Raw genomic sequence first — 20,172 nt, forward strand, 5'->3', positions numbered from 1 at the left:
ATAGGCCTCACTTGAGTCTTCAGATGAAAACACCTAACTTTATTCATGAAAAAACCTGTGAAGAAAACTCCACAGGTCTATTAAATAATTATACTTAAAAACTGTCAACCTATTTTAGGACGACACACTGTTTTTTTTAAAATAGAAAAGGGCGAGGAAGTCCTCACCCTTTTCGTCCCAAATCTTACCATAAACTTAACCTACTTATGCTATGGCACGACTAAAATACTGGTATTGTGAGAAATAACAAAGGGTTTTAAAAAATATTTTGCTTTTAGGAAGAAAAAGAAATTGTGCAGTTCATCGATAAAATGGATAAAACCTTGGTAGTCAAACATAAAGAAGCCGGAGCACGCTCCGGCTTCTTTCCCCAAATCTTACCATGAACTTAACCTACTTATGCTATGGTTCTTCAAATGTAAGCCAAGTGATGTTTTTGTGCCCAAGCTTTTAGATGAAACTCCCTTAAATGGGTTGAAGTGTTCAGCAAGGCGCGATTATTGATAAATGTCAAGAAAGTTGTGATATTTTTTGTGATTTTCCTCGGGAGCAGCCTGCGTTTTTGCTTGTGTGGAATCCTTTTGAATCTATTTTAAGGATTTCTTTTACATTGCAGATGTTGAGGCTTTTTCAACTCCCAAAATGTAAAGAACAACCACTAATGCTATGGTCACAATAATTTAATAAACCGCTTTCATGAATTAATTTTTAAAGCCAATATTCAATCTCAAGTTTTCCTTATATGGATTAAAAGCCCAATTGATTATGCCGTTCAATGTCCATCAATAATCAAAGAGTCTTTCTCGATTTTTATGTCAAACTTATAGTTCAATGAGGCTCCATTTGTATAATAACCAAAGCAATTATTTAGTTTTAAACTATCTTTTTGATAAAGCAATATTTTATAACATCCATCACTTTTGTTGCTCTCATCAAATAATATTTTCCCATTGACTATACTTTTACTTTTAACATTATAAAATAATGTTGGCTTGTTCACCGATGTAAATACTTTTATACTATCATATAGATTTCCTGAATTGTTGATAATTGTGATTTTTGGCTCTTTTCTATGAAAGCAAGAAACTATTAACAAAAATAAACTTGATATAACTAATTTGTTTTTCATAAAACTATTGGTTAGAAGGGATTAATTGAGAATTATACGTTGCCCGATAATCTTCATTAGTGCCCAAAGCCGGATGTAAATTTGACAAGTACCTCAATTCACCATTTACCATGGCGTCCTGAATGCTTTCAGTTAAAGAATCGTAACCGTCCGATAGCCAGTTTCTTTTGTTCCTGCCCACAGCATTGTTGAACAAGTCCATTTGTACTTCTTTAAAATAATTTGGGTAATTCAGTGGTGCAGGTTTATCTTCATGTGCAGTTGCCAAATCTTCTGCCAATGTGGGCCCCAACAAAATGGCATTTAATCCATTAAAGTAGGCATGCCTGAAAGCGTCCCCTTTTCCATTATATAAAGAATTAGGATAAAGGTCTTCTGATACCCATGTTGCTTTTTGAGCATTAAGTAAATACCCAACTTGTTTAAACCTTGACATTGAATCATATATAGCTCTTTCAGAAATCGACATTCGTCCTTTATAGTCTTGCTCAAAAGCCCAATTATTATTTTCCATTTCGTTAGCTACTTTCAGGGCAAAGGCATCGCAACCATTCTCATAAGTGTATTTCCCGAGATCTTCCATGGCATCTTGTGGAATGTTGTAATTGCCCCCCATAAAACCCAAACACATTTCCGCTGCCTGTACATAATCAACAGGTGGGTTTACAGGAACTACTTCCTCGTCCTCATTATCATTACTGGACCCCCCTCCATTAACAGGACCATCGTTTACCGGTCCGTCCTCTATGCCCCAATTATCGTCAAAATCATTATCGTTGTTGTCATTATTGAGTTCATCATTGCCCCCTCCTTCATTGCCGTGTACCACATTGCCGTTACAATCAACCCCATATTCGGTGGTGGAATATAAATTGCCATTGGAGTCCACACAACTTCTGGTCCTTATGCATTTTCCGATGCCATCGGGGTTAAAATACACCCAATCATCACAGCCATAGCTCGGGTTCAGGGAACCTTCTTGTCCATCCAAGCCTCCTTGGTCGTTGCTTCCAAAGCACCAGATCAAGGTTATATCGTCACCTGCGATATTCCACAAACAATTATTGGCCATAACCTGTTTGGCCGTGAAGTCCTCCACCAAATTATCCAAGCCCAGTGCTGCTGCATCAATGGGAATTATGGAGATAATATAATTCCGCCATTCCCCTTCAAAAAAAATGTATTTATAACTGTATAGATAAAACTTGAACGCTTCTCTTTCTTTTTTATAAATGACCAGGTTTTCAAAATCTGCTTCGGGAAATACAGGCGTCTCGGTCCTAAAACTGTAAGATTTTGAATTGCTTGTGGTGAGCTCCACAATTTCCTTGGTCAATACGGTGAAGGAACCATCCGTTGCAGTTACTTTAGAGGTTGATGCTTTCTTTTTGTTCACATCCAACACCCTGTGCATCTTTTCCAAAGGGCCCTTTAGGGATTCTTTTTGATTAAGTTCCTCCAGGGTCAATGTCTGTATTTCCACAGCACTTTTATGAGGCGGACTCAATGGGCCATCATCCTTTTGGCATTTCCAGACCAAGAGGGCCAATAGCATAAGGGGCAGTAGGGCTTTCAATCGTTTCATTGCTTGTCAAGTTTTAAGTTATCAATAAGATCTGGGGAAATCTCAAAAGCATATGGCAACACACCGCATACGGCCACTCTGGACGTACACTTTTGCTGCACTCGACAAGTAATGGGGATTGTATTGGGACTAAGCTAATAACTTTTGCTCAATCCTCGTTGCACAAAAACCTTAAAAAAACTGTGGTTTTTACGTAATTTCAAGCTTGAACAGCGCTGAAATCTGGAAAAAGTAGAAATAATCGGGAAAGGTGCGAAAAATAAAAAAGGTGGAATAGCTTCCACCTTTTTTGCCCCAAATCTTACCATGAACTTAACCTACTTATGCTATGGCAAGTACTAAAGTAGGAGTGCGGGTTGTGTGTCGTATAAAAACCCGCTGTTCTGCTAGTTTCATCGATAAAGTGCACAGATTCCACTGTTTATCTATCTTGTTGATTAATAAGCTCTTTCGTTCTTGCCCTCAAAAAAGTTGATAAAGGCCTTATTTACTACCCTATTGCCTCCTGGTGTTGGATAGTTCCCAGTGAAATACCAATCGCCCAAGTTCTTGGGACAGGCACTATGCAAACCTTCAATTGTTTGGTAAATAATTTCAACTTCCGCGTTGATGTCCTCCGGGCTTAATATCTCTCCGATTTTCTTGGAAATCTGTTTGGCCGAAAACGGGGCGTAAAATTCTTTTACGTAGTTTACCGCCTCTTTGTTAGAAGGGTCTGTCTGGGTAAGGCATTTTTCATAGGTCTCTTTTACCAAATGAGTGGTGCCGTGGTCTTCATGTAGGGCCAATGCTGCTTTAAAGGCAACAAAATCTTCCAACCGGGCCATATCAATACCGTAACAATCCGGGTAGCGTATTTGCGGAGCGGAGGACACCACGACTATTTTCTTTGGGGATAAGCGGTCCAAAATTTTAAGGATACTTCGCTTTAAGGTAGTTCCGCGAACAATACTGTCATCTATAATAACAAGGTTGTCCGTAGGTTTCACCGAACCATAAGAAATGTCATATACGTGTGTCACCAAATCGTCCCTGCTGCTATCTTGGGTGATAAAGGTTCTGAGCTTCGCATCTTTGATGGCCACCTTCTCTATTCGTGGTCTAATATTCAATATTTTATGCAGTTCTTCTCCAGTCATTTTTGACCCTAGGGACAGGATTTGTTCCTCTTTTTTCTTGTTGAGGTAATTCTGGGCCTCTTTCACCATTCCAAAGAATGATGTTTCCGCTGTATTGGGTATGTAGGAGAAAACCGTGTTCTCCAAATCGTTGTCGATGGACTTCAATATTTCCGGAAATACCAGTTTTCCCAATTTCTTTCTTTCCTGATAGATTTCCTTGTCGCTGCCACGAGAGAAATAGATGCGTTCAAAAGAACAAGCTTTCCGTTCGGTGGGCTCCAAAATTTGTTTGAGTCCCATTGAACCGTCTTTCTTGATGATAACAGCATGTCCTGGATCCAGTTCTTTTACATCATCAAAATTAACATTGAACACCGTTTGAATCACTGGGCGTTCCGATGCCACGACCACAACTTCATCATCTTGATAATAATAAGCTGGTCGTATTCCTGCCGGATCGCGCATCACAAAGGCATCGCCATGGCCAATAAGACCGCTCATGGCATATCCTCCATCCCAGTTTTTGGATGCTTTTCTCAAAATCTTGGCCACGTTCAAGCGTTCCGCGATCAAGGCAGAGGCCTCCCTTTTGGTGTAGCCTTCTTTTTTGATCTGTTTGTAGAGCTTGGCCACGGCATCATCCAAAAAGTGACCGATTTTTTCCATTACCGTAACGGTGTCGGCTTTTTCTTTAGGATGTTGGCCCAGTTCCACCAAATTGCTAAAGAGTTCATCAACATTCGTCATGTTAAAGTTACCCGCTACAATAAGGTTACGGTGCATCCAGTTGTTCTGTCTTAAAAATGGATGAACATTCTCTATACTATTTTTGCCAAAAGTTCCGTAACGCACGTGACCCATTAAAAGTTCACCGATGTAGGGGATGTTCTTTTTTTGCCAGGCCACATCGTTCTCGCGTTCTGGATGTTCGGTCAATGCGGTATTGATACGGTTGTTGATTTGGGCAAAAATATCCTGTATGGGCTGTTGTTGGGCCGATCGTACGCGACTCATATATCGCTCCCCAGGATCCATATCCATTTTAATGCTTGCAAAACCTGCACCGTCCTGTCCGCGGTTGTGCTGCTTCTCCATCATTAGGTACATCTTGTTTACACCGTAAAAAGCTGTGCCGTACTTTTCTTTATAGTACTCCAGAGGTTTAAGCAAACGGATCAACGATATTCCGCATTCGTGCTTAATGGGATCACTCATAACAAACCGAATAAAAAAGCCCCAAAATTTTCAGGGCGAACATTTATGTTAATTCAATATTGAACTGCGTCAACTCTTTAAACTGCATCAAGCGGGCATCCACCTCGCTTTTTTGTAAATCCACCATACGCTCGGTGCCAAATTTTTCCACACAGAACGATGCCAAATTAGATCCATGGATAATGGCGTTCTTCATACTTTCAAAGGAAATGTTCTCCGTCTCGGTCAAATACCCTGCAAAACCTCCGGCAAACGTGTCTCCAGCTCCTGTGGGGTCAAAAACCTCTTCCAAAGGAAGGGCGGGCGCAAAGAAAATATGGTCCTTCTGGAACAAAAGGGCTCCATGCTCCCCTTTTTTGATCACCACATATTTAGGGCCCATTTCCTGAATCTTGGCGGCAGCTTTCACCAAAGAATATTCGTTGGTCAGCTGTCTAGCCTCTTCATCATTTATGGTAATGACATCGATTTTTGAAATAACTGTCATCAATTCGTCCCAACTATTGTCCATCCAAAAATTCATGGTGTCCAAAACTACGAGTTTTGGTCGTTTTTCCATCTGATTAATTACACTCAGCTGTATGTTTGGGTGAAGATTTCCCAACATTACAATATCCGAATCGGCATAATCACTTGGTACCACTGGGTTAAAATCGGCCAAGGTGTTTAGTTCGGTGGCCAAAGTATCTCTGGAGTTTAGATCGTTGTGATACTTTCCTTCCCAAAAGAAGGTTTTGCCTCCTTTTACCACTTCCACTCCTGAAAGGTCAATATCTTTATTTTTTAAAATATCCATGTAAGATTGTGGAAAATCATCTCCCACTACGGATACGATTGCGGAATCTACATTAAACTGTGAAGCAGCCAAACCAATAAAGGTGCCTGCGCCACCTAAAATCTTTCCTGTTTTCCCGAACGGTGTTTCGATGGCATCAAAAGCCAAGGTTCCCACGATCAGTAATTTGCCCATTCCCTAATTTTTGCTGCAAATATACGGTTTGATATTCCATTTGTAATCATTGGCAAAGGATTTAAGAAAAAGGGTGGAGCAAGTTCAAGTTCAAGTATCAAGTTCAAGAGCAAACCTATTCGTGATGATTTGTGAAATTAGTGTCAAAAGGGAAGATAGAACAGAAAGGCAAGAACCAAGACTCAAGTTTGGAGTTATTGGGTTACTGCGTACTGTTACTGCCAACCGACTTCCGACATCAAACACCTAATTCCAACAATCAAGTTCCAAATTCCAGCAATTCAATAACTGAGTAACTCCAGACTTCGGACCCAAATACAAGTTCAAGCAGCAGACATCTGACTCCTGATATTTGACTTTCGACTTCAACAAAACTCAAGTCTCTCATCTCATTTTTAAAGCTACTTTCTGCCAAAATCGGCTGGAATTTCGCCCCAGGCCTTGGTTTCCCATTTTACGATCGGCGTGTTGAACCGATTCTTTTTGAGCCATTCCTCTGCTCGCTCGATGAGTTCGAAAAGTTGGGCATTTTTAGGTGTTTTTTGCAATTTGGTGCCGCATTTTTTCTTTCGAACCCATCCAATGGCGATTCTGGAATCTGAATAAAGTATGCGTTCACTTTTTTGCTGTTTTAGAAATGCCAAGCCGTGCACCAATGCCAAAAACTCCCCTACATTGCTGGTTCCCTGTTGAAAAGGGCCTTGGTGAAAAAGCACTCTTTTGGTTTTGGTGTCCACACCGCGATATTCCATTTTTCCGGGATTGCCGCTCGATGCGGCATCGACGGCGATGGAATTATAGTTGGGGTCGCCAATTTTTAATAATTCTTCCGGGGTGAGCTCTTTTTTGCCCTTGGACTTGCCTTTGTACTCCAAATAATTGCTGTTGAAGGCCTTTTTGGCCTCTTCAAAAGTGGCGAAAGACTTGTATTGGGCTCCTTTTACACCATCAATTTGTGCTTTGCAGTCCGCCCAAGATTCAAAAATTCCGGGATGTTTTCCTTTCCAGACTACATAAAATTTTTTCTTCTTGGCCATTTAGGATAAAACTTTTTCAATCTCTTTAGGAAAATGCTCGTATTCCAATTGATGTACTTTTTGGGCAATGGCCTCGACATCATCCGAAGGTTTCACATCAGTTTTGGCTTGAAATATGATGGCGCCCTCATCATAGTTTTCGTTTACATAATGTATAGTTATGCCCGTTTCGGAATCTTTGTTCTCTTTCACGGCTTCATGCACCCTGTCCCCATACATACCTTTTCCGCCATATTTTGGCAACAAAGCCGGATGAATATTGATGATTTTATTGGGAAAAGCCTCGATAAGGTTGGATGGAACCTTCCAAAGGAAACCGGCGAGCACAATTAAATCCGTATTAAATCCTTGTAAAATATTTACCACCGCGTCAGAACCCTTAAAAGCAGCTTTGTTGAAATAAAAAGCAGGTACTTGAAGCCGGTCGCAACGCTCCAGAACAGCAGCAGACTTTTTATTGGTGAGCACCGCAGCGACCTTTATCTCTGGTTTTTCACGAAAAAAGGAAATAATATTTTCTGCATTCGACCCGCTACCCGATGCGAAGATTACAATTCGTTTCATTCGTTAGGAATTGATGTGATTTTGAACTAAATTACGACGGCTAAAGTAATGTACAGTACTTTAAGACGATTAATTTGGAGCACATTTTATCGACAAATAGTGTATTTAATCCAAAGTTTTATATTTTTGCCAACGATTTAAATTTTTAAAACCACAATAATTATGTCAGACATTGCATCAAGAGTAAAGGCTATCATCGTTGATAAACTAGGTGTAGATGAAAATGAAGTAGTTGCAGAAGCTAGCTTTACCAACGACTTAGGAGCGGATTCCTTGGACACTGTTGAACTTATCATGGAGTTTGAGAAAGAATTTGATATTCAAATACCAGATGATCAGGCAGAGAACATTGCCACTGTTGGTCAGGCCATTAGCTACATCGAAGAAGCTAAGTAATTAAATGATATATCGCTAAAGATTATAAATTATCCATGTGGTGGTTATCACATGGATAATTTTTTTTATAATTTAGGTCTATTAGGGTAAAAAAAATAGTTCAATGCAGTTAAAGCGAGTTGTAGTTACCGGAATGGGAGCGTTAACGCCCATAGGTAACAATTTGGAAGCTTATTGGGAAGGACTACGGACCGGTAAGAGCGGTTCTGCCCCCATCACTTATTTCGATACTGAAAAGTTCAAGACAAAGTTTGCTTGCGAACTTAAAGGGTACGACCCTTCCGATTTTTTTGATCGTAAGGAAGCCAGAAAGTTGGACAGGTTTGCCCAATATGCTTTGGTATCTTCAGATGAAGCCATAGCAGACTCTGGAATCGACTTGGACGTTGTGGATAAGTTTAGGGTAGGCGTTATATGGGGAGCAGGAATAGGCGGATTGGAAACTTTTCAAAATGAGGTTATCAACTACGCCGAAGGCGATGGTACACCACGTTTTAATCCATTCTTTATTCCCAAAATGATTGCCGATATAGCACCGGGTAACATTTCCATCAAACATGGATTTATGGGGCCTAACTATACTACGGTTTCTGCGTGTGCCTCTTCGGCCAATGCTATGATCGATGCGCTTAACTATATTAGGTTGGGCCACTGTGATGTAATTGTGACCGGAGGTAGTGAAGCCGCCGTGACCATTGCAGGTATGGGCGGATTCAATGCCATGCACGCACTTTCCACAAGAAATGAAAGTCCGGAAACCGCATCCAGACCATTCGACGCCACACGCGACGGATTTGTGCTTGGAGAAGGAGGAGGAGCGCTTATACTTGAAGAATATGAGCACGCCAAGGCCAGGGGAGCTAAAATATATGCTGAAGTTTTAGGTGGCGGACTATCAAGCGACGCCCACCACATGACTGCACCACATCCAGAAGGAATTGGAGTGATAAAAGTGATGGAGAACTGTTTGGAAAATGCGGGGCTCAAACCTGAAGACGTTGATGCCATCAATACGCATGGAACTTCCACACCACTCGGGGATGTAGCTGAGCTCAAGGCTATTTCCAAAGTGTTCGGAGAACATGCCAAAGAAATCAACATTAACTCCACCAAGTCCATGACAGGACACCTACTGGGTGCAGCGGGAGCCATTGAGGCCATCGCTTCCATATTGGCCATGGAGCACAGCTTAGTGCCCCCAACCATTAACCATAGTGTGGTAGATGAGAAAATAGACCCATCATTAAACCTGACCTTGAACAAGGCTCAGAAGCGAGAGGTAAAGGTTGCCATGAGTAATACGTTCGGTTTTGGAGGACACAATGCTTGTGTGTTATTCAAAAAATTAGGGTAGTTTTGTAACATGAAACTTACCTCCAAAATATTCAATTCCCATCCGAGCACGGATGGGGATTTTTTTTTGGGAATGAAAAAAATTCTGGGATTTAAGCCCAAGAATATAGAAATCTACAAAACGGCATTCCTCCACAGGTCCATGAACAAAAAGGACGGCATGGGAAACCCGGTCAACTACGAACGTTTGGAATTTTTGGGGGACTCCATGTTGGGGACCATCATTTCAAAATATTTATACAACGAAGTGCCCGAAGGAGATGAGGGCTATCTTACAAAAATGCGTTCCAAGGTGGTAAGCCGAAAGCACCTCAACGAATTGGGAAAAGATTTGGGACTGTTGAAGTACGTAGAGAGCAGAATTCCCAAGACACATTTTGGCGAAAACATTCATGGAAACGTTTTTGAAGCACTTGTGGGAGCCATTTATTTGGACAAGGGCTACAATTATTGCGAAAAATTTATTGATGAAAGGGTTATCGAGCCTTATGTGGATATAGAGCAGCTCGAAGGGAAGGTGATCAGTTACAAAAGTTTGGTGATCGAGTGGTGCCAGAAAGAGAAAAAACCCTTCAATTACAATGTGTACGAAGACACTGGTAAAGATGAGCTCAAACACTTTGCGGTAAAACTTACCATTGGGGACAGAATGCTGGCCAAAGCAAGGGCCACTTCCAAGAAAAAAGCAGAGGAAAAGGCATCCAAAAGGGCTTACTTTGCATTACAGAGCAAGATAGAAAACCAGTAAGTTTAAATAATGGTAAACTCAAACGTTTTCGCTTGTTTTATAAGTGTATTGTTTTGTATTGACTAGGCATTCATTAGGATTAAGCCTATATTTACAGTTCGTGTTATGGGCATGTTAACAACGCACAAGATATCAGCGGATTTATATGATGATAGTTTTTCTCTGATCGCCATTCACAGTAATTTGGAGGATTATGCAATAACTTATGCCATAAACTCTACTTGTGGACTGTATTTAAAACGGATGAAAAAAGACCTTCATCTAAATGATAGTATGTCTTTCTCCGTGTTTGATTGGGACGATGAGATAAACGATATATATTGGACGTTGATTTCCAACAAATGTGAGATCGAAGAAGAAACACCCTCACTAGGTCTGTTTGGGAACAACATTTCCAAAAGAACCGATCATTTGGTGAAAGAACGAAAAGATGTGGATTATTTTTTGAAAGTGGATGTAGCAGACGAAATCTTGTTTTCCCAAAAAATAAAAGCCATCAACAAAATTTCCAAGGTAATAACAGCCTATCCATTGGACACGCAAAATTTAAAATCAAAAAGAAATTTAATCTTTTAACAATGCCAACTAGAAAGAAGACTAAAATTGTAGCAACCCTGGGTCCGGCCACCAGTAAGAAAGAAGTTCTAAAAGAAATGATCCTGGCGGGGGTGGACGTTTTTAGAATAAACTTTTCCCACGCTGCATACGAAGATGTTGCCGAACGAATTAAAATGATAAGGGAACTTAATGAGGAGTTGGATATCAATACCGCCATACTTGCCGATTTACAAGGTCCAAAATTGAGAGTAGGGGTAATGGGCGGCGAGGCCATAGTTTCACCTGGCGACGAAATCACTTTTGTTACAGGAGAGCCTTTTGAAGGAACAGCGGAACGGGTATACATGAACTACCAAACCTTTCCACAAGACGTAAAGGCGGGGGAGCGCATTCTATTGGATGATGGCAAGCTTATTTTTGAAGTGAAATCCACCAATGGTAAAGATGAGGTGGTCGCTACGGTAATACAAGGGGGACCATTAAAATCCAAAAAAGGGGTAAATCTGCCCAATACGGCGATATCCTTGCCGGCACTTACCAAAAAGGACATTAAAGATGCCATTTTTGCAATAGGCCAAAATGTAGATTGGATAGCCTTGTCCTTTGTGCGCCATGCACAGGACTTGTACGATCTTCATAATTTGATAAAGGAGCACACTGAGCACAAAATACCGGTTATTTCAAAAATAGAAAAGCCTGAAGCACTTGAAAACATTGAGGAAATCGTAAAAGCCTCTGATGGATTGATGGTTGCCCGTGGCGATTTGGGCGTGGAAATTCCAGCGCAAGAAGTGCCTTTGGTTCAGAAACAATTGGTATTGAGTGCAAAAAAAGGAAGAATACCAGTGATCATTGCCACCCAGATGATGGAAACTATGATCACTAGTTTAACACCGACCCGTGCCGAAGTAAACGATGTGGCCAACTCCGTAATGGATGGCGCCGATGCTGTGATGCTTTCCGGGGAAACATCTGTCGGTAACTACCCGGTTCAGGTTATTGAGAAAATGGCAAGTATTGTAACGAGCGTGGAAAGTTCCACCTTGATCAAAGTGCCTCAGAACCCGCCGCACATTCGCACCAATAGATATATTACCAAGTCGGTATGTTATCACGCCGCATTAATGGCCAACGAAATTTCCGCCAAGGCCATTTCTACATTGACCAATAGTGGTTATACCGCATTTCAGATTTCTGCATGGAGACCTGCCGCGCATATTCTTGTGTTTACATCGAACAAAAGAATATTGACCCAGCTGAACCTGTTGTGGGGCGTAAAAGCGTTTTACTACGATAAGTTTGTGTCCACGGACCAAACCATAGAAGATGTAAACCAAATCGCCTGTAAAAGAGGTTTCTTGGAAGTTGGCGATATGCTTGTGAGCTTAGCGGCCATGCCGATCAAAGAAAAAGGAATGGTGAACACCTTGCGTGTAACCGAAATAGAAAGTTGTAATTTTTAACAACTTTAGCTAATTGATGATTCCATAAATAAGTCGAATTGTTGTCAACTTATTTCAGGACGGGTCAAATATAAAAAAGGCGGGCATTTTAAAATGCCCGCCTTTTTTTGTTGAGCAGCAATTTCTTGGTATGGGAGCATTAGTGCTGTAAGTATGGACAATCAAGTATGACTAATTGTTTAGAAACCGAGCAATTATTTCATGAGACACGAGTACAGCGATTCCAGGTTAGGGGCCATTTTAGGATTTACTGATGATATCAAAAAAGACGAAGAACGATTTTCCATAACCAAAAAGACCATTAAATTTTTGTGGAACAGAAACGACTGCCCCCTCACTATAAAAATAGATGGGATGAATCTAGAGCTGCTGTCCAATCAAATTATTACCGTTACCTATCTTCAGCATGTTTCCTATGTTGAAACCCATTTACCTCTTTCAGCCATACTTTTCAATAGGGAATTTTATTGTATTTCCGATCATGATAGCGAGGTTTCTTGTAACGGAATCCTGTTTTTTGGCACCCAGGATATCCCAATCATTACCATTCCACAAGAACAATTGAACAGGTTCAATTTGTTGCATGACGTGTTCATTGAAGAATTTTCCACGCCAGATAATATCCAAGGAGATATGCTGCAAATGCTCCTAAAAAGATTGATCATCATGAGCACGCGTTTGGCAAAGGAACAGCTGATTGTAAAAACGCTTGGGAACGAGCAAATTGACACCATCCGAAGATTCAACTTTTTGGTGGACATGCATTTTAGAACAAAGCGTAAGGTGGCCGATTATGCTGAATTGTTGCATAAGTCCCCCAAAACACTTTCCAATCTTTTTGCCATTTACAATCAAAAATCGCCCCAGCAAATCATTTTGGAACGAATTGCACTAGAAGCGAAGCGACTCATCAATTTTACCGACAAGCAAAATCAAGAAATCGCTTATGAACTTGGCTTCAATGACCCTGCCCATTTTAGTCGTTTTTTTAAAAAAATGACCCAGATGACACCCTCAGACTACCGCGAAAACCTTCTTTTGGTGGCTTAAGGGAAAATTAGTCAAGCCGTCGGGAAATTGCTCCTAACACACATCCTTCTTTCCGAAGCATCTTTGCACTGTAATTAAAAAACAAACAAAAGATGAATATTACGGAAAAGTCAATATTTAACATCATCGAGATTTTTAGAACAACTCCAAAAACTGCGGTGAAAACGGTAAAAGCTTCGGAACACTGTGAGCAGAAATACCATCACGATTTTTACTGTGATGTGGAAAAACCATTTGTACAGACCTATTAATCCATTTAGAACAATTCATATTAAAATTTACAATTATGAGCACAATCAATTTACCTAAAAGAGAAGAAGTAAGTACGGCCAATCAGGCTATTTTTGACAATTTGGAAAAAGCAGTCGGCTTTGTGCCGAATCTATTCGCTACCTATGCCCACTCAGAAAATGCGCTAGGTAATTATTTGACACTTTCCAATGCAAAGACTTCATTGAAGGCTAAGGAGAAAGAAGTGGTAAATCTAGCTGTTAGCCAGGTAAACAACTGTATTTATTGTTTATCTGCGCACACTGCCATTGGAAAAATGAACGGTTTTACAGACGAGGAGATTTTTGAGCTAAGAGCAGGTAAAGCATCTTTTGATGAAAAATTGGATGCTTTGGCACGCTTAGCCAAAAATATTACCGAGAACAGAGGAGCAACAGATGCCCAACTAGTGGATGATTTCTTTGCTGCCGGATGGACCAAAGAAAACTTGATAGATACTATTGTTTTGGTAGGAGACAAGACTATATCCAACTATATCCACAGTACAACCAAAGTGCCTGTAGATTTCCCAGTGGCTCAGCCTTTGGAAACGGTAGGAGCGTAATCGCGACTATAACCTAACAAGTCGTATCATTGTTGATAGTAAGGTCACAACGGGCGTAGTCCATATGTTTTGTCAATTGACAACATAACGTTTTATTGACTGCGTCTGTTGTGACATTTTTGGCTTTTAAGTAAGCTCGGTGTCCTTAAAAAGTGACGGAGCAATGCTTCTGGCCATAAAAATGGGCCAATCGTTTTTAAAGAGATGACTTTCCGTAACCGCACTTTCATATAAAAGGTAGAGACCTCCCGAAATTTTTTCGGTTTCCGCTTTGGACAAATTGGAAATGTTATCCCCTACAAGCTCTCCTAAATACAAAAGCAACTCCTTTTTCTGTTGTTGAATCACCTTTAATATATTAGTTTGAGCAGGAGAAAGCTCCCCGAGCATCTTAATCCCCCAACACCCTTGAAAATTCTCTTCGAGATACATATCCCGTAACAAATCAAAAATAGCCAACAGTTGGTTTTTACTCTCATTTTTTTGTTCAACATAGCTTTTAAGCCTGTCCATAAATGCACCATGCCGTTGCTTCAGATAAGCAATACAAATATCTTCTTTGGATTTAAAATGACTGTAGAGCGTTGCTTTTGCAATATCACATTTTGATATAATCTCGTTAATCCCGGTAGAATTGTACCCCTGCAAATAAAAAAGGTCGCCCGCTGAAGTTATAATGTGTTCGTGCAATTCGTTTCGTTGCATAGAAGAAATTGAGAGTAATAAAATTGTTGGGGGCTACTTTTACAAAGTAATAAAGAAAAAATGGGCCAAGCAATTAAACCATGGGCCAGCCATCAATCGTTGAAATCCATTATTGTGTAACACATAGCTTTTGCAGGCATGGGAATAATACCAATATAAATCATAACTTATTAACATAGTGTCAATTGTAAACTATTTCCTATCTTGTATATCAAGTTTTATCAATCAAATAATTAAAACACTACCTAAATGAAAAAATTTCTTCTGGCCTCTATTGTGGGCCTATTATCCTGTTCCATGGGTTTTGGACAAGAATTTCAGTTTAAAGCAGAGGACATTGACATCGACTACAAAAAGTACACCCTTAAAAATGGGCTTACACTTTTGGTCCACGAAGACCATAAGGCGCCCATTGCCGCCGTTAACGTTTGGTACCATGTGGGATCTAAAAACGAAAAACCCGGGAAAAGCGGGTTTGCCCACCTTTTTGAGCATTTAATGTTCAACGGAAGTGAAAACTACAACACCGATTATTTTCAAGCTTTGGAAAGTATTGGCGGAACGGACCTTAATGGAACCACCAATACCGACAGAACCAACTATTTCCAGAATGTGCCTGTTTCCGCCTTGGACCAAGTTTTGTTCTTGGAGTCCGATCGGATGGGCCATTTATTGGGAGCCATTGACCAAGAAAAGCTCGACGAACAACGAGGAGTGGTTCAAAACGAGAAAAGGCAAGGGGAAAACCAGCCGTATGGCATGCAATGGGATTACTTGACCAAGGCCATGTACCCCAAAGGACATCCCTATTCCTGGACCGTTATCGGCGAAATGGAAGACCTGAATGCAGCCTCATTGGAAGATGTTCAGGAATGGTTCAAATCGTATTACGGAGCCGCAAATGCTGTGGTGGCCGTAGCAGGTGATGTCGATGCCGAAGAAGTGCATCAAAAAGTAATCAAATATTTTGGGGACATACCTTCGGGTCCAACAGTGGAACGCCAAGAGGTCAATATTCCCAATAAAATTTATGACTCTCGTCAAGAATATCAAGACCGTGTTCCTGAGACCAGGGTTCTTTTTGCATGGAACACACCTCCTTTTGGAGCAAGAGAAGACCTTCATTTTGATTTGATTTCCGCCATATTGAGCAGTGGAAAAAATTCGCGACTGTACCAAAAATTCATCTATCAAGATCAATCAGCCAGTGCAGCGGTCTCTTTTCAGGCATCCAGCGAAATTGCAAGTCGATTTATAACCTATTTGAATGTTAAAGAGGGTGAAGACGCAGCTAAATTGGAAAAGGAGCTTGAGGCGGAAATCGAAAAATTTATCAAAGAAGGCCCCACAGAAGACGAGCTAAAAAGGGTAAAAGCCAATTATTTCGCCAATTTCATCAAAGGATTGGAACGAATCGGTGGTTTTGGTGGAGTTTCGGACATACTCGCTTCCAACCAAACTTATCACGGGGATGCATCGTACTACAAAACCCAATTGGAATATGTGGAAGAAGCCACCATTGAAGATCTTCGGAAAACCGCGGAAAAATGGCTTACCAAAGGCAAGCATGTGTTGATATGCAGACCATTTCCAGAATATGATGTCGTTGCATCTTCCGTGGACAGAAGCAAGTTGCCGGAGTTGGGGGCGCCAAAAAGTTCAAAGTTTCCGGAATTGCAGCGTACCCAATTATCCAACGGACTTAATGTGGTTTTGGCACAACGCGAAGGAGTTCCTACTGTAATCATCAATTTAGTGGCCGATGCAGGCTACAAAACCGATTATCTGTCCAGTCCTGGTACGGCCAATTTAGCCATGAATTTGATGGATGAGGGAACCAAGGACAAAACTTCGTTGGAAATCAATGAGCAACTCCAGCTCTTGGGGGCATCCTTAAATACGTTTTCCAGTCAAGATGAATCCAACGTGTACATGAGTACATTAATGCCAAGTCTGGATGCCAGTCTGGATTTGTTTATGGACGTGGTGCTCAACCCTGTTTTCCCTGAAAAGGAATTCGAAAGACTGCAAAAAGAACAGATCAATAACATAAAACAAGAAAAATCACAGCCCATAACTATGGCATTGCGGGTGATGAACAAGTACCTTTATGGCGAAGACCATCCTTACAGCAGTCCATACACGGGCACTGGATACGAAGATTCCGTTTCAAATCTGACCAGGGAAGATGTGGTGGACTTTTACAATACGTGGTTCAAGCCCAACAACTCCACCTTAATCATTACTGGAGATGTTCAAATGAGCGAACTAAAATCCAAATTGGAAAAAACATTGGGTAAATGGAAGAGAGGAGACGTTCCGACCATTGCGTTCAACGAGCCCAAAACCAATTCCAAGAACACCTTGTATTTGATGAACAGGCCAGAATCCCAGCAATCCGTAATTCTTGCAGGACATTTGACCGAAAAGTACGGTGATGTTTCTGAAATTGCCTTGGAGCAAATGGTGAATATTCTGGGGGGTGATTTTACTTCCAGAATCAATATGAATTTAAGGGAAGACAAACACTGGTCCTACGGAGCAGGTGGTTTTGTACTTGGATCCAAAGAAGAGCGTCCATTTATCGTCTATGCACCGGTGCAAACGGATAAAACCGCGGAATCCGTGACCGAGATCAGAAAGGAAATCTCCGAATTCACTTCTACACGACCCGCAACCAGTGAAGAATTGGAAAAGGTAAAAACGAATCAGGTGTTGAAGTTGCCCGGGCAATGGGAAACCAATAGTGCTGTGAACAGTTCAGTGAGGAACCTGATCAGATATGATCTGCCGGACGATTATTACCAAAAGTATGATCAGAACGTAAGGAACTTATCGGTGGATGATATCAGAAAAGTGAGTAACGAAGTGGTACAGCCAGAAAAGATAAACTGGTTTATGGTGGGAGACAGAGCTGAAATCATAGATAAATTGGATGAACTTGGTTTTGACAACATCATAGAAATCGATGCTGATGGAAATCCTAAAAAACCAGCGGTGGAACCCGTTAAAACGGACATCAAAAATTAAAGAGTAGAGGCGGTCTAAGAAATTTTTGCGTCAACCTGAACTTGTTTCAGGTTCTCATAATATTTATGCAATGCTATGATGAGTTTCCGAAACCAGTTCGGAATGACGGACAACTTAAAAGTATTTTTAGACAGCTTTTCTTTTAAAAATCAAATTTTAGCTGAACGAGGACGGACTCTTTGTCCTCGTTCTTTTTTTCCTTTTCCGTGTTGAGGTTGGCCAATGAAATGCCCAATAACCTTACCGAATTTTCCAACGAATTTTGATACAAAAGCTCTTTGGCAGTTTCCAAGATCAAATCTTTGCTCGCAATAAAATAAGGGAGCGTTTTGCTACGGGTCTGTAGGGTGAAATCGCTGTACTTGATTTTTAGAGTGATGGTCTTGCCGGCTATCTTGGATTTTTGAAGCCTTCTTTCCAATTCGCCAGCAATGTTTTCCAATTTTTCCAGCATAAAGACTTCACTGCTCAGGTTTTCGGAAAAAGTACGTTCGGCACCCACCGATTTCGGAATGCGATGTGGTTTTACAGCGCTTAGATGAATGCCACGGACAACATTGTAGTAGTAGCTTCCGCTTTTGCCAAAATGCTGGTCCAGGAACTCCAAGGACTTTTCTTTTAATTCTTTGCCCGTAAAAATGCCCAAGCGATACATTTTTTCGGCCGTGACTTTCCCTACACCGTAGAACTTTCGAATATCTAGGTCTTCCAAAAATTGAGTGACTTCTTCGGGGTTTACCGTTTTTTGCCCGTTGGGCTTGTTGTAATCGCTGGCGACCTTGGCGATAAACTTGTTTATGGAGATTCCTGCGGAGGCCGTTAATCCTGTTTTTTCAAAAATCTTTTTCCGTATTTCTTGAGCAATCAAAGTAGCGGAGGGGTTTCCTCTTTTGTTTTCGGTAACATCCAAATAGGCCTCGTCCAAAGAGAGCGGTTCCACGAGGTCGGTATATTCAAAAAAGATGCTGCGAATCTGAATGGAAACTTCTTTGTATCGATCAAAACGGGGTTTTACAAAAATGAGTTCAGGGCAATTTCTTTTCGCAATGCTTCCAGCCATGGCACTTCGCACTCCAAATTTTCGAGCTTCGTAACTTGCGGCAGAGACGACACCACGTTTGGACCCACCACCAACGGCAATGGGTTTCCCTTTGAGCTCGGGGTCATCATGCTGTTCTACGGACGCATAAAACGCATCCATATCCACATGAATAATTTTTCTTAAGGGAAAATCAAAGTCCATTTTCAAATTTAGGGTATATTTAGTTTGATGGAACATTTGGAAATAGAACGAAAGTTTTTAGTAAAGTCTGATGGGTTTAAACAAAAGGCCTCGTCTAAAACACGAATTGTACAAGGATTCTTGAACACGGACCCCGATAGAACTGTTAGAGTAAGGATAAGGGGCGACAAAGGATTTTTGACGGTAAAAGGAGCCAGTAACGAATCGGGAACCACGCGTTTTGAATGGGAAACGGAAATCACTGCGGCAGAAGCCGCCAACCTTATCGACCTCTGCGAGGCAGGTATTTTGGAAAAGGTAAGGTTTGAAGTGCCTTTCGGAAACCATTTATTTGAAGTCGATGAGTTTTTAGGAGAGAACAAAGGTCTCATTATAGCAGAGGTGGAGCTCAAACACGAAGACGAAAGGTTTGAGAAACCCGATTGGTTGGGCGAGGAAGTAACAGGCCAAGTACAATATTATAATTCCCAGTTAAGTAAAAAACCGTTTCGGGAATGGTAGTCAAATCAGTGAACATAACCAGGATAACTAATTTATTGATTGTAATTAGTGCTATTTTGGCCATTTACTTTGGTCTTTATGACCACAGGAAACTTTTTATGTTATTCAAGCCACTGACCACAATTTTGGTGATTGCTTTACTATTCTTTACTCCAAAAAAGAGTAATGTTCCATTAGGAAGAATGGTTACCATTTCCTTGGTATTTTGTTTGCTAGGTGATGTGCTGTTGCTTTTTAAAGATTACTTTTTGATGGGTCTTGTGGCGTTTTTAACTGCCCATATCCTATTAGCGGTGTCATTTATTCAGTACAGAGGATTTTACAAAAATTGGATTACTTTTCTTGTTCTCTTTGGTATGGCCGGTGCATTGTTCTTTTGGTTACAACCTTGGTTGGGAGATTTAATGCTTCCTGTTTCCATTTATATGTTGATTATCACGTTTATGGCATGGCAAGGTGTGGGTTTGTACTTGAGAGAAATGAACAATGTGCATGCCTGGATAGCCATGGCCGTATTGTTCTTTATGTTTTCGGATACCTTGTTGGCGATTGCCAAATTTAAAACCCCATTTTACTTCTCTGGACCATTAATTTTGGCCACATATTGGATGAGTATTTTGTTTATTGCCAACGCTACGCGGCGTATTGTGTTAGAATCAAAAGAGTAAT

Annotated in this window: 19 protein-coding genes; 11 read left to right on the forward strand and 8 right to left on the reverse strand. The window is 40.8% G+C overall.

Annotation, left to right across the window (positions count from 1 at the left end):
• Positions 1–772 precede the first annotated feature (772 nt).
• From J4E06_RS03295 to purN, 6 genes are all read right to left on the reverse strand, one after another.
• A complete protein-coding gene (locus J4E06_RS03295; protein WP_349522614.1) occupies positions 773–1,129 on the reverse strand; it encodes a hypothetical protein in 357 nt (118 codons plus the stop codon).
• 4 nt (positions 1,130–1,133) lie between these two features.
• Entirely contained in the window at positions 1,134–2,714 is a 1,581-nt protein-coding gene (locus J4E06_RS03300; protein WP_349522615.1) for a DUF6973 domain-containing protein, read from the reverse strand.
• 437 nt (positions 2,715–3,151) lie between these two features.
• The gene (locus J4E06_RS03305) at positions 3,152–5,050 is read right to left on the reverse strand and encodes an amidophosphoribosyltransferase (protein ID WP_349522616.1); all 1,899 of its coding nucleotides are present in this window, start codon (positions 5,048–5,050) and stop codon (positions 3,152–3,154) included.
• A gap of 43 nt (positions 5,051–5,093) precedes the next feature.
• Positions 5,094–6,020 (reverse strand): PfkB family carbohydrate kinase, encoded by a 927-nt coding sequence (locus J4E06_RS03310; RefSeq protein WP_349522617.1) that lies wholly within the window; start codon positions 6,018–6,020, stop codon positions 5,094–5,096.
• Between the two features lie 401 nt (positions 6,021–6,421).
• The gene (locus J4E06_RS03315; RefSeq protein WP_349522618.1) at positions 6,422–7,057 is read right to left on the reverse strand and encodes a ribonuclease H1 domain-containing protein; all 636 of its coding nucleotides are present in this window, start codon (positions 7,055–7,057) and stop codon (positions 6,422–6,424) included.
• A complete protein-coding gene (gene purN, locus J4E06_RS03320; protein ID WP_349522619.1) occupies positions 7,058–7,621 on the reverse strand; it encodes a phosphoribosylglycinamide formyltransferase in 564 nt (187 codons plus the stop codon). It abuts the gene before it with no gap.
• A 162-nt stretch (positions 7,622–7,783) separates the two neighbouring features.
• On the opposite strand from purN, the gene J4E06_RS03325 reads away from it, so the two are divergent.
• The 8 genes from J4E06_RS03325 (at position 7,784) to J4E06_RS03360 (ending at position 14,024) form a co-directional block, all read left to right on the forward strand.
• The gene (locus tag J4E06_RS03325) at positions 7,784–8,017 is read left to right on the forward strand and encodes an acyl carrier protein (protein WP_009778413.1); all 234 of its coding nucleotides are present in this window, start codon (positions 7,784–7,786) and stop codon (positions 8,015–8,017) included.
• A gap of 103 nt (positions 8,018–8,120) precedes the next feature.
• On the forward strand, positions 8,121–9,371 hold the full coding sequence (fabF, locus tag J4E06_RS03330; RefSeq protein ID WP_349522620.1) for a beta-ketoacyl-ACP synthase II: 1,251 nt from the start codon (positions 8,121–8,123) through the stop codon (positions 9,369–9,371).
• 9 nt (positions 9,372–9,380) lie between these two features.
• Positions 9,381–10,118 carry a ribonuclease III gene (gene rnc, locus J4E06_RS03335; RefSeq protein ID WP_349522621.1) on the forward strand — a complete coding sequence of 246 codons (738 nt, stop codon included), beginning with the start codon at positions 9,381–9,383 and terminating at the stop codon, positions 10,116–10,118.
• A 105-nt stretch (positions 10,119–10,223) separates the two neighbouring features.
• Positions 10,224–10,694, forward strand: a complete 471-nt coding sequence (locus tag J4E06_RS03340) for an IPExxxVDY family protein (protein ID WP_349522622.1) — start codon at positions 10,224–10,226, stop codon at positions 10,692–10,694.
• A 2-nt stretch (positions 10,695–10,696) separates the two neighbouring features.
• Entirely contained in the window at positions 10,697–12,139 is a 1,443-nt protein-coding gene (pyk, locus tag J4E06_RS03345) for a pyruvate kinase (protein WP_349522623.1), read from the forward strand.
• A gap of 201 nt (positions 12,140–12,340) precedes the next feature.
• The gene (locus tag J4E06_RS03350) at positions 12,341–13,189 is read left to right on the forward strand and encodes a helix-turn-helix domain-containing protein (RefSeq protein ID WP_349522624.1); all 849 of its coding nucleotides are present in this window, start codon (positions 12,341–12,343) and stop codon (positions 13,187–13,189) included.
• A gap of 92 nt (positions 13,190–13,281) precedes the next feature.
• Positions 13,282–13,440, forward strand: a complete 159-nt coding sequence (locus tag J4E06_RS03355) for a hypothetical protein (protein ID WP_349522625.1) — start codon at positions 13,282–13,284, stop codon at positions 13,438–13,440.
• A 35-nt stretch (positions 13,441–13,475) separates the two neighbouring features.
• Positions 13,476–14,024, forward strand: a complete 549-nt coding sequence (locus J4E06_RS03360; protein ID WP_349522626.1) for a carboxymuconolactone decarboxylase family protein — start codon at positions 13,476–13,478, stop codon at positions 14,022–14,024.
• 126 nt (positions 14,025–14,150) lie between these two features.
• Here J4E06_RS03360 and J4E06_RS03365 read toward each other — a convergent pair whose 3' ends face one another.
• Complete coding sequence (locus tag J4E06_RS03365) at positions 14,151–14,729, reverse strand: TetR/AcrR family transcriptional regulator (RefSeq protein ID WP_349522628.1); 579 nt, start codon at positions 14,727–14,729, stop codon at positions 14,151–14,153.
• A gap of 249 nt (positions 14,730–14,978) precedes the next feature.
• Here J4E06_RS03365 and J4E06_RS03370 point away from each other — a divergent pair, with 249 nt between their 5' ends.
• Positions 14,979–17,759, forward strand: a complete 2,781-nt coding sequence (locus J4E06_RS03370) for a M16 family metallopeptidase (RefSeq protein WP_349522629.1) — start codon at positions 14,979–14,981, stop codon at positions 17,757–17,759.
• 142 nt (positions 17,760–17,901) lie between these two features.
• Here J4E06_RS03370 and dinB read toward each other — a convergent pair whose 3' ends face one another.
• A complete protein-coding gene (gene dinB / locus J4E06_RS03375; RefSeq protein ID WP_349522630.1) occupies positions 17,902–19,002 on the reverse strand; it encodes a DNA polymerase IV in 1,101 nt (366 codons plus the stop codon).
• 27 nt (positions 19,003–19,029) lie between these two features.
• Here dinB and J4E06_RS03380 point away from each other — a divergent pair, with 27 nt between their 5' ends.
• Both J4E06_RS03380 and J4E06_RS03385 read left to right on the forward strand, forming a co-directional pair.
• A complete protein-coding gene (locus J4E06_RS03380; protein WP_349522631.1) occupies positions 19,030–19,503 on the forward strand; it encodes a CYTH domain-containing protein in 474 nt (157 codons plus the stop codon).
• Positions 19,497–20,171, forward strand: a complete 675-nt coding sequence (locus J4E06_RS03385) for a lysoplasmalogenase (RefSeq protein WP_349522632.1) — start codon at positions 19,497–19,499, stop codon at positions 20,169–20,171. The genes J4E06_RS03380 and J4E06_RS03385 overlap by 7 nt, the downstream gene beginning before the upstream one ends.
• The last annotated feature ends 1 nt before the right edge of the window (position 20,172 follow it).

Origin of the sequence: Allomuricauda sp. NFXS6, from assembly GCF_040148835.1 — a bacterium.
GTDB lineage: Bacteria > Bacteroidota > Bacteroidia > Flavobacteriales > Flavobacteriaceae > Flagellimonas.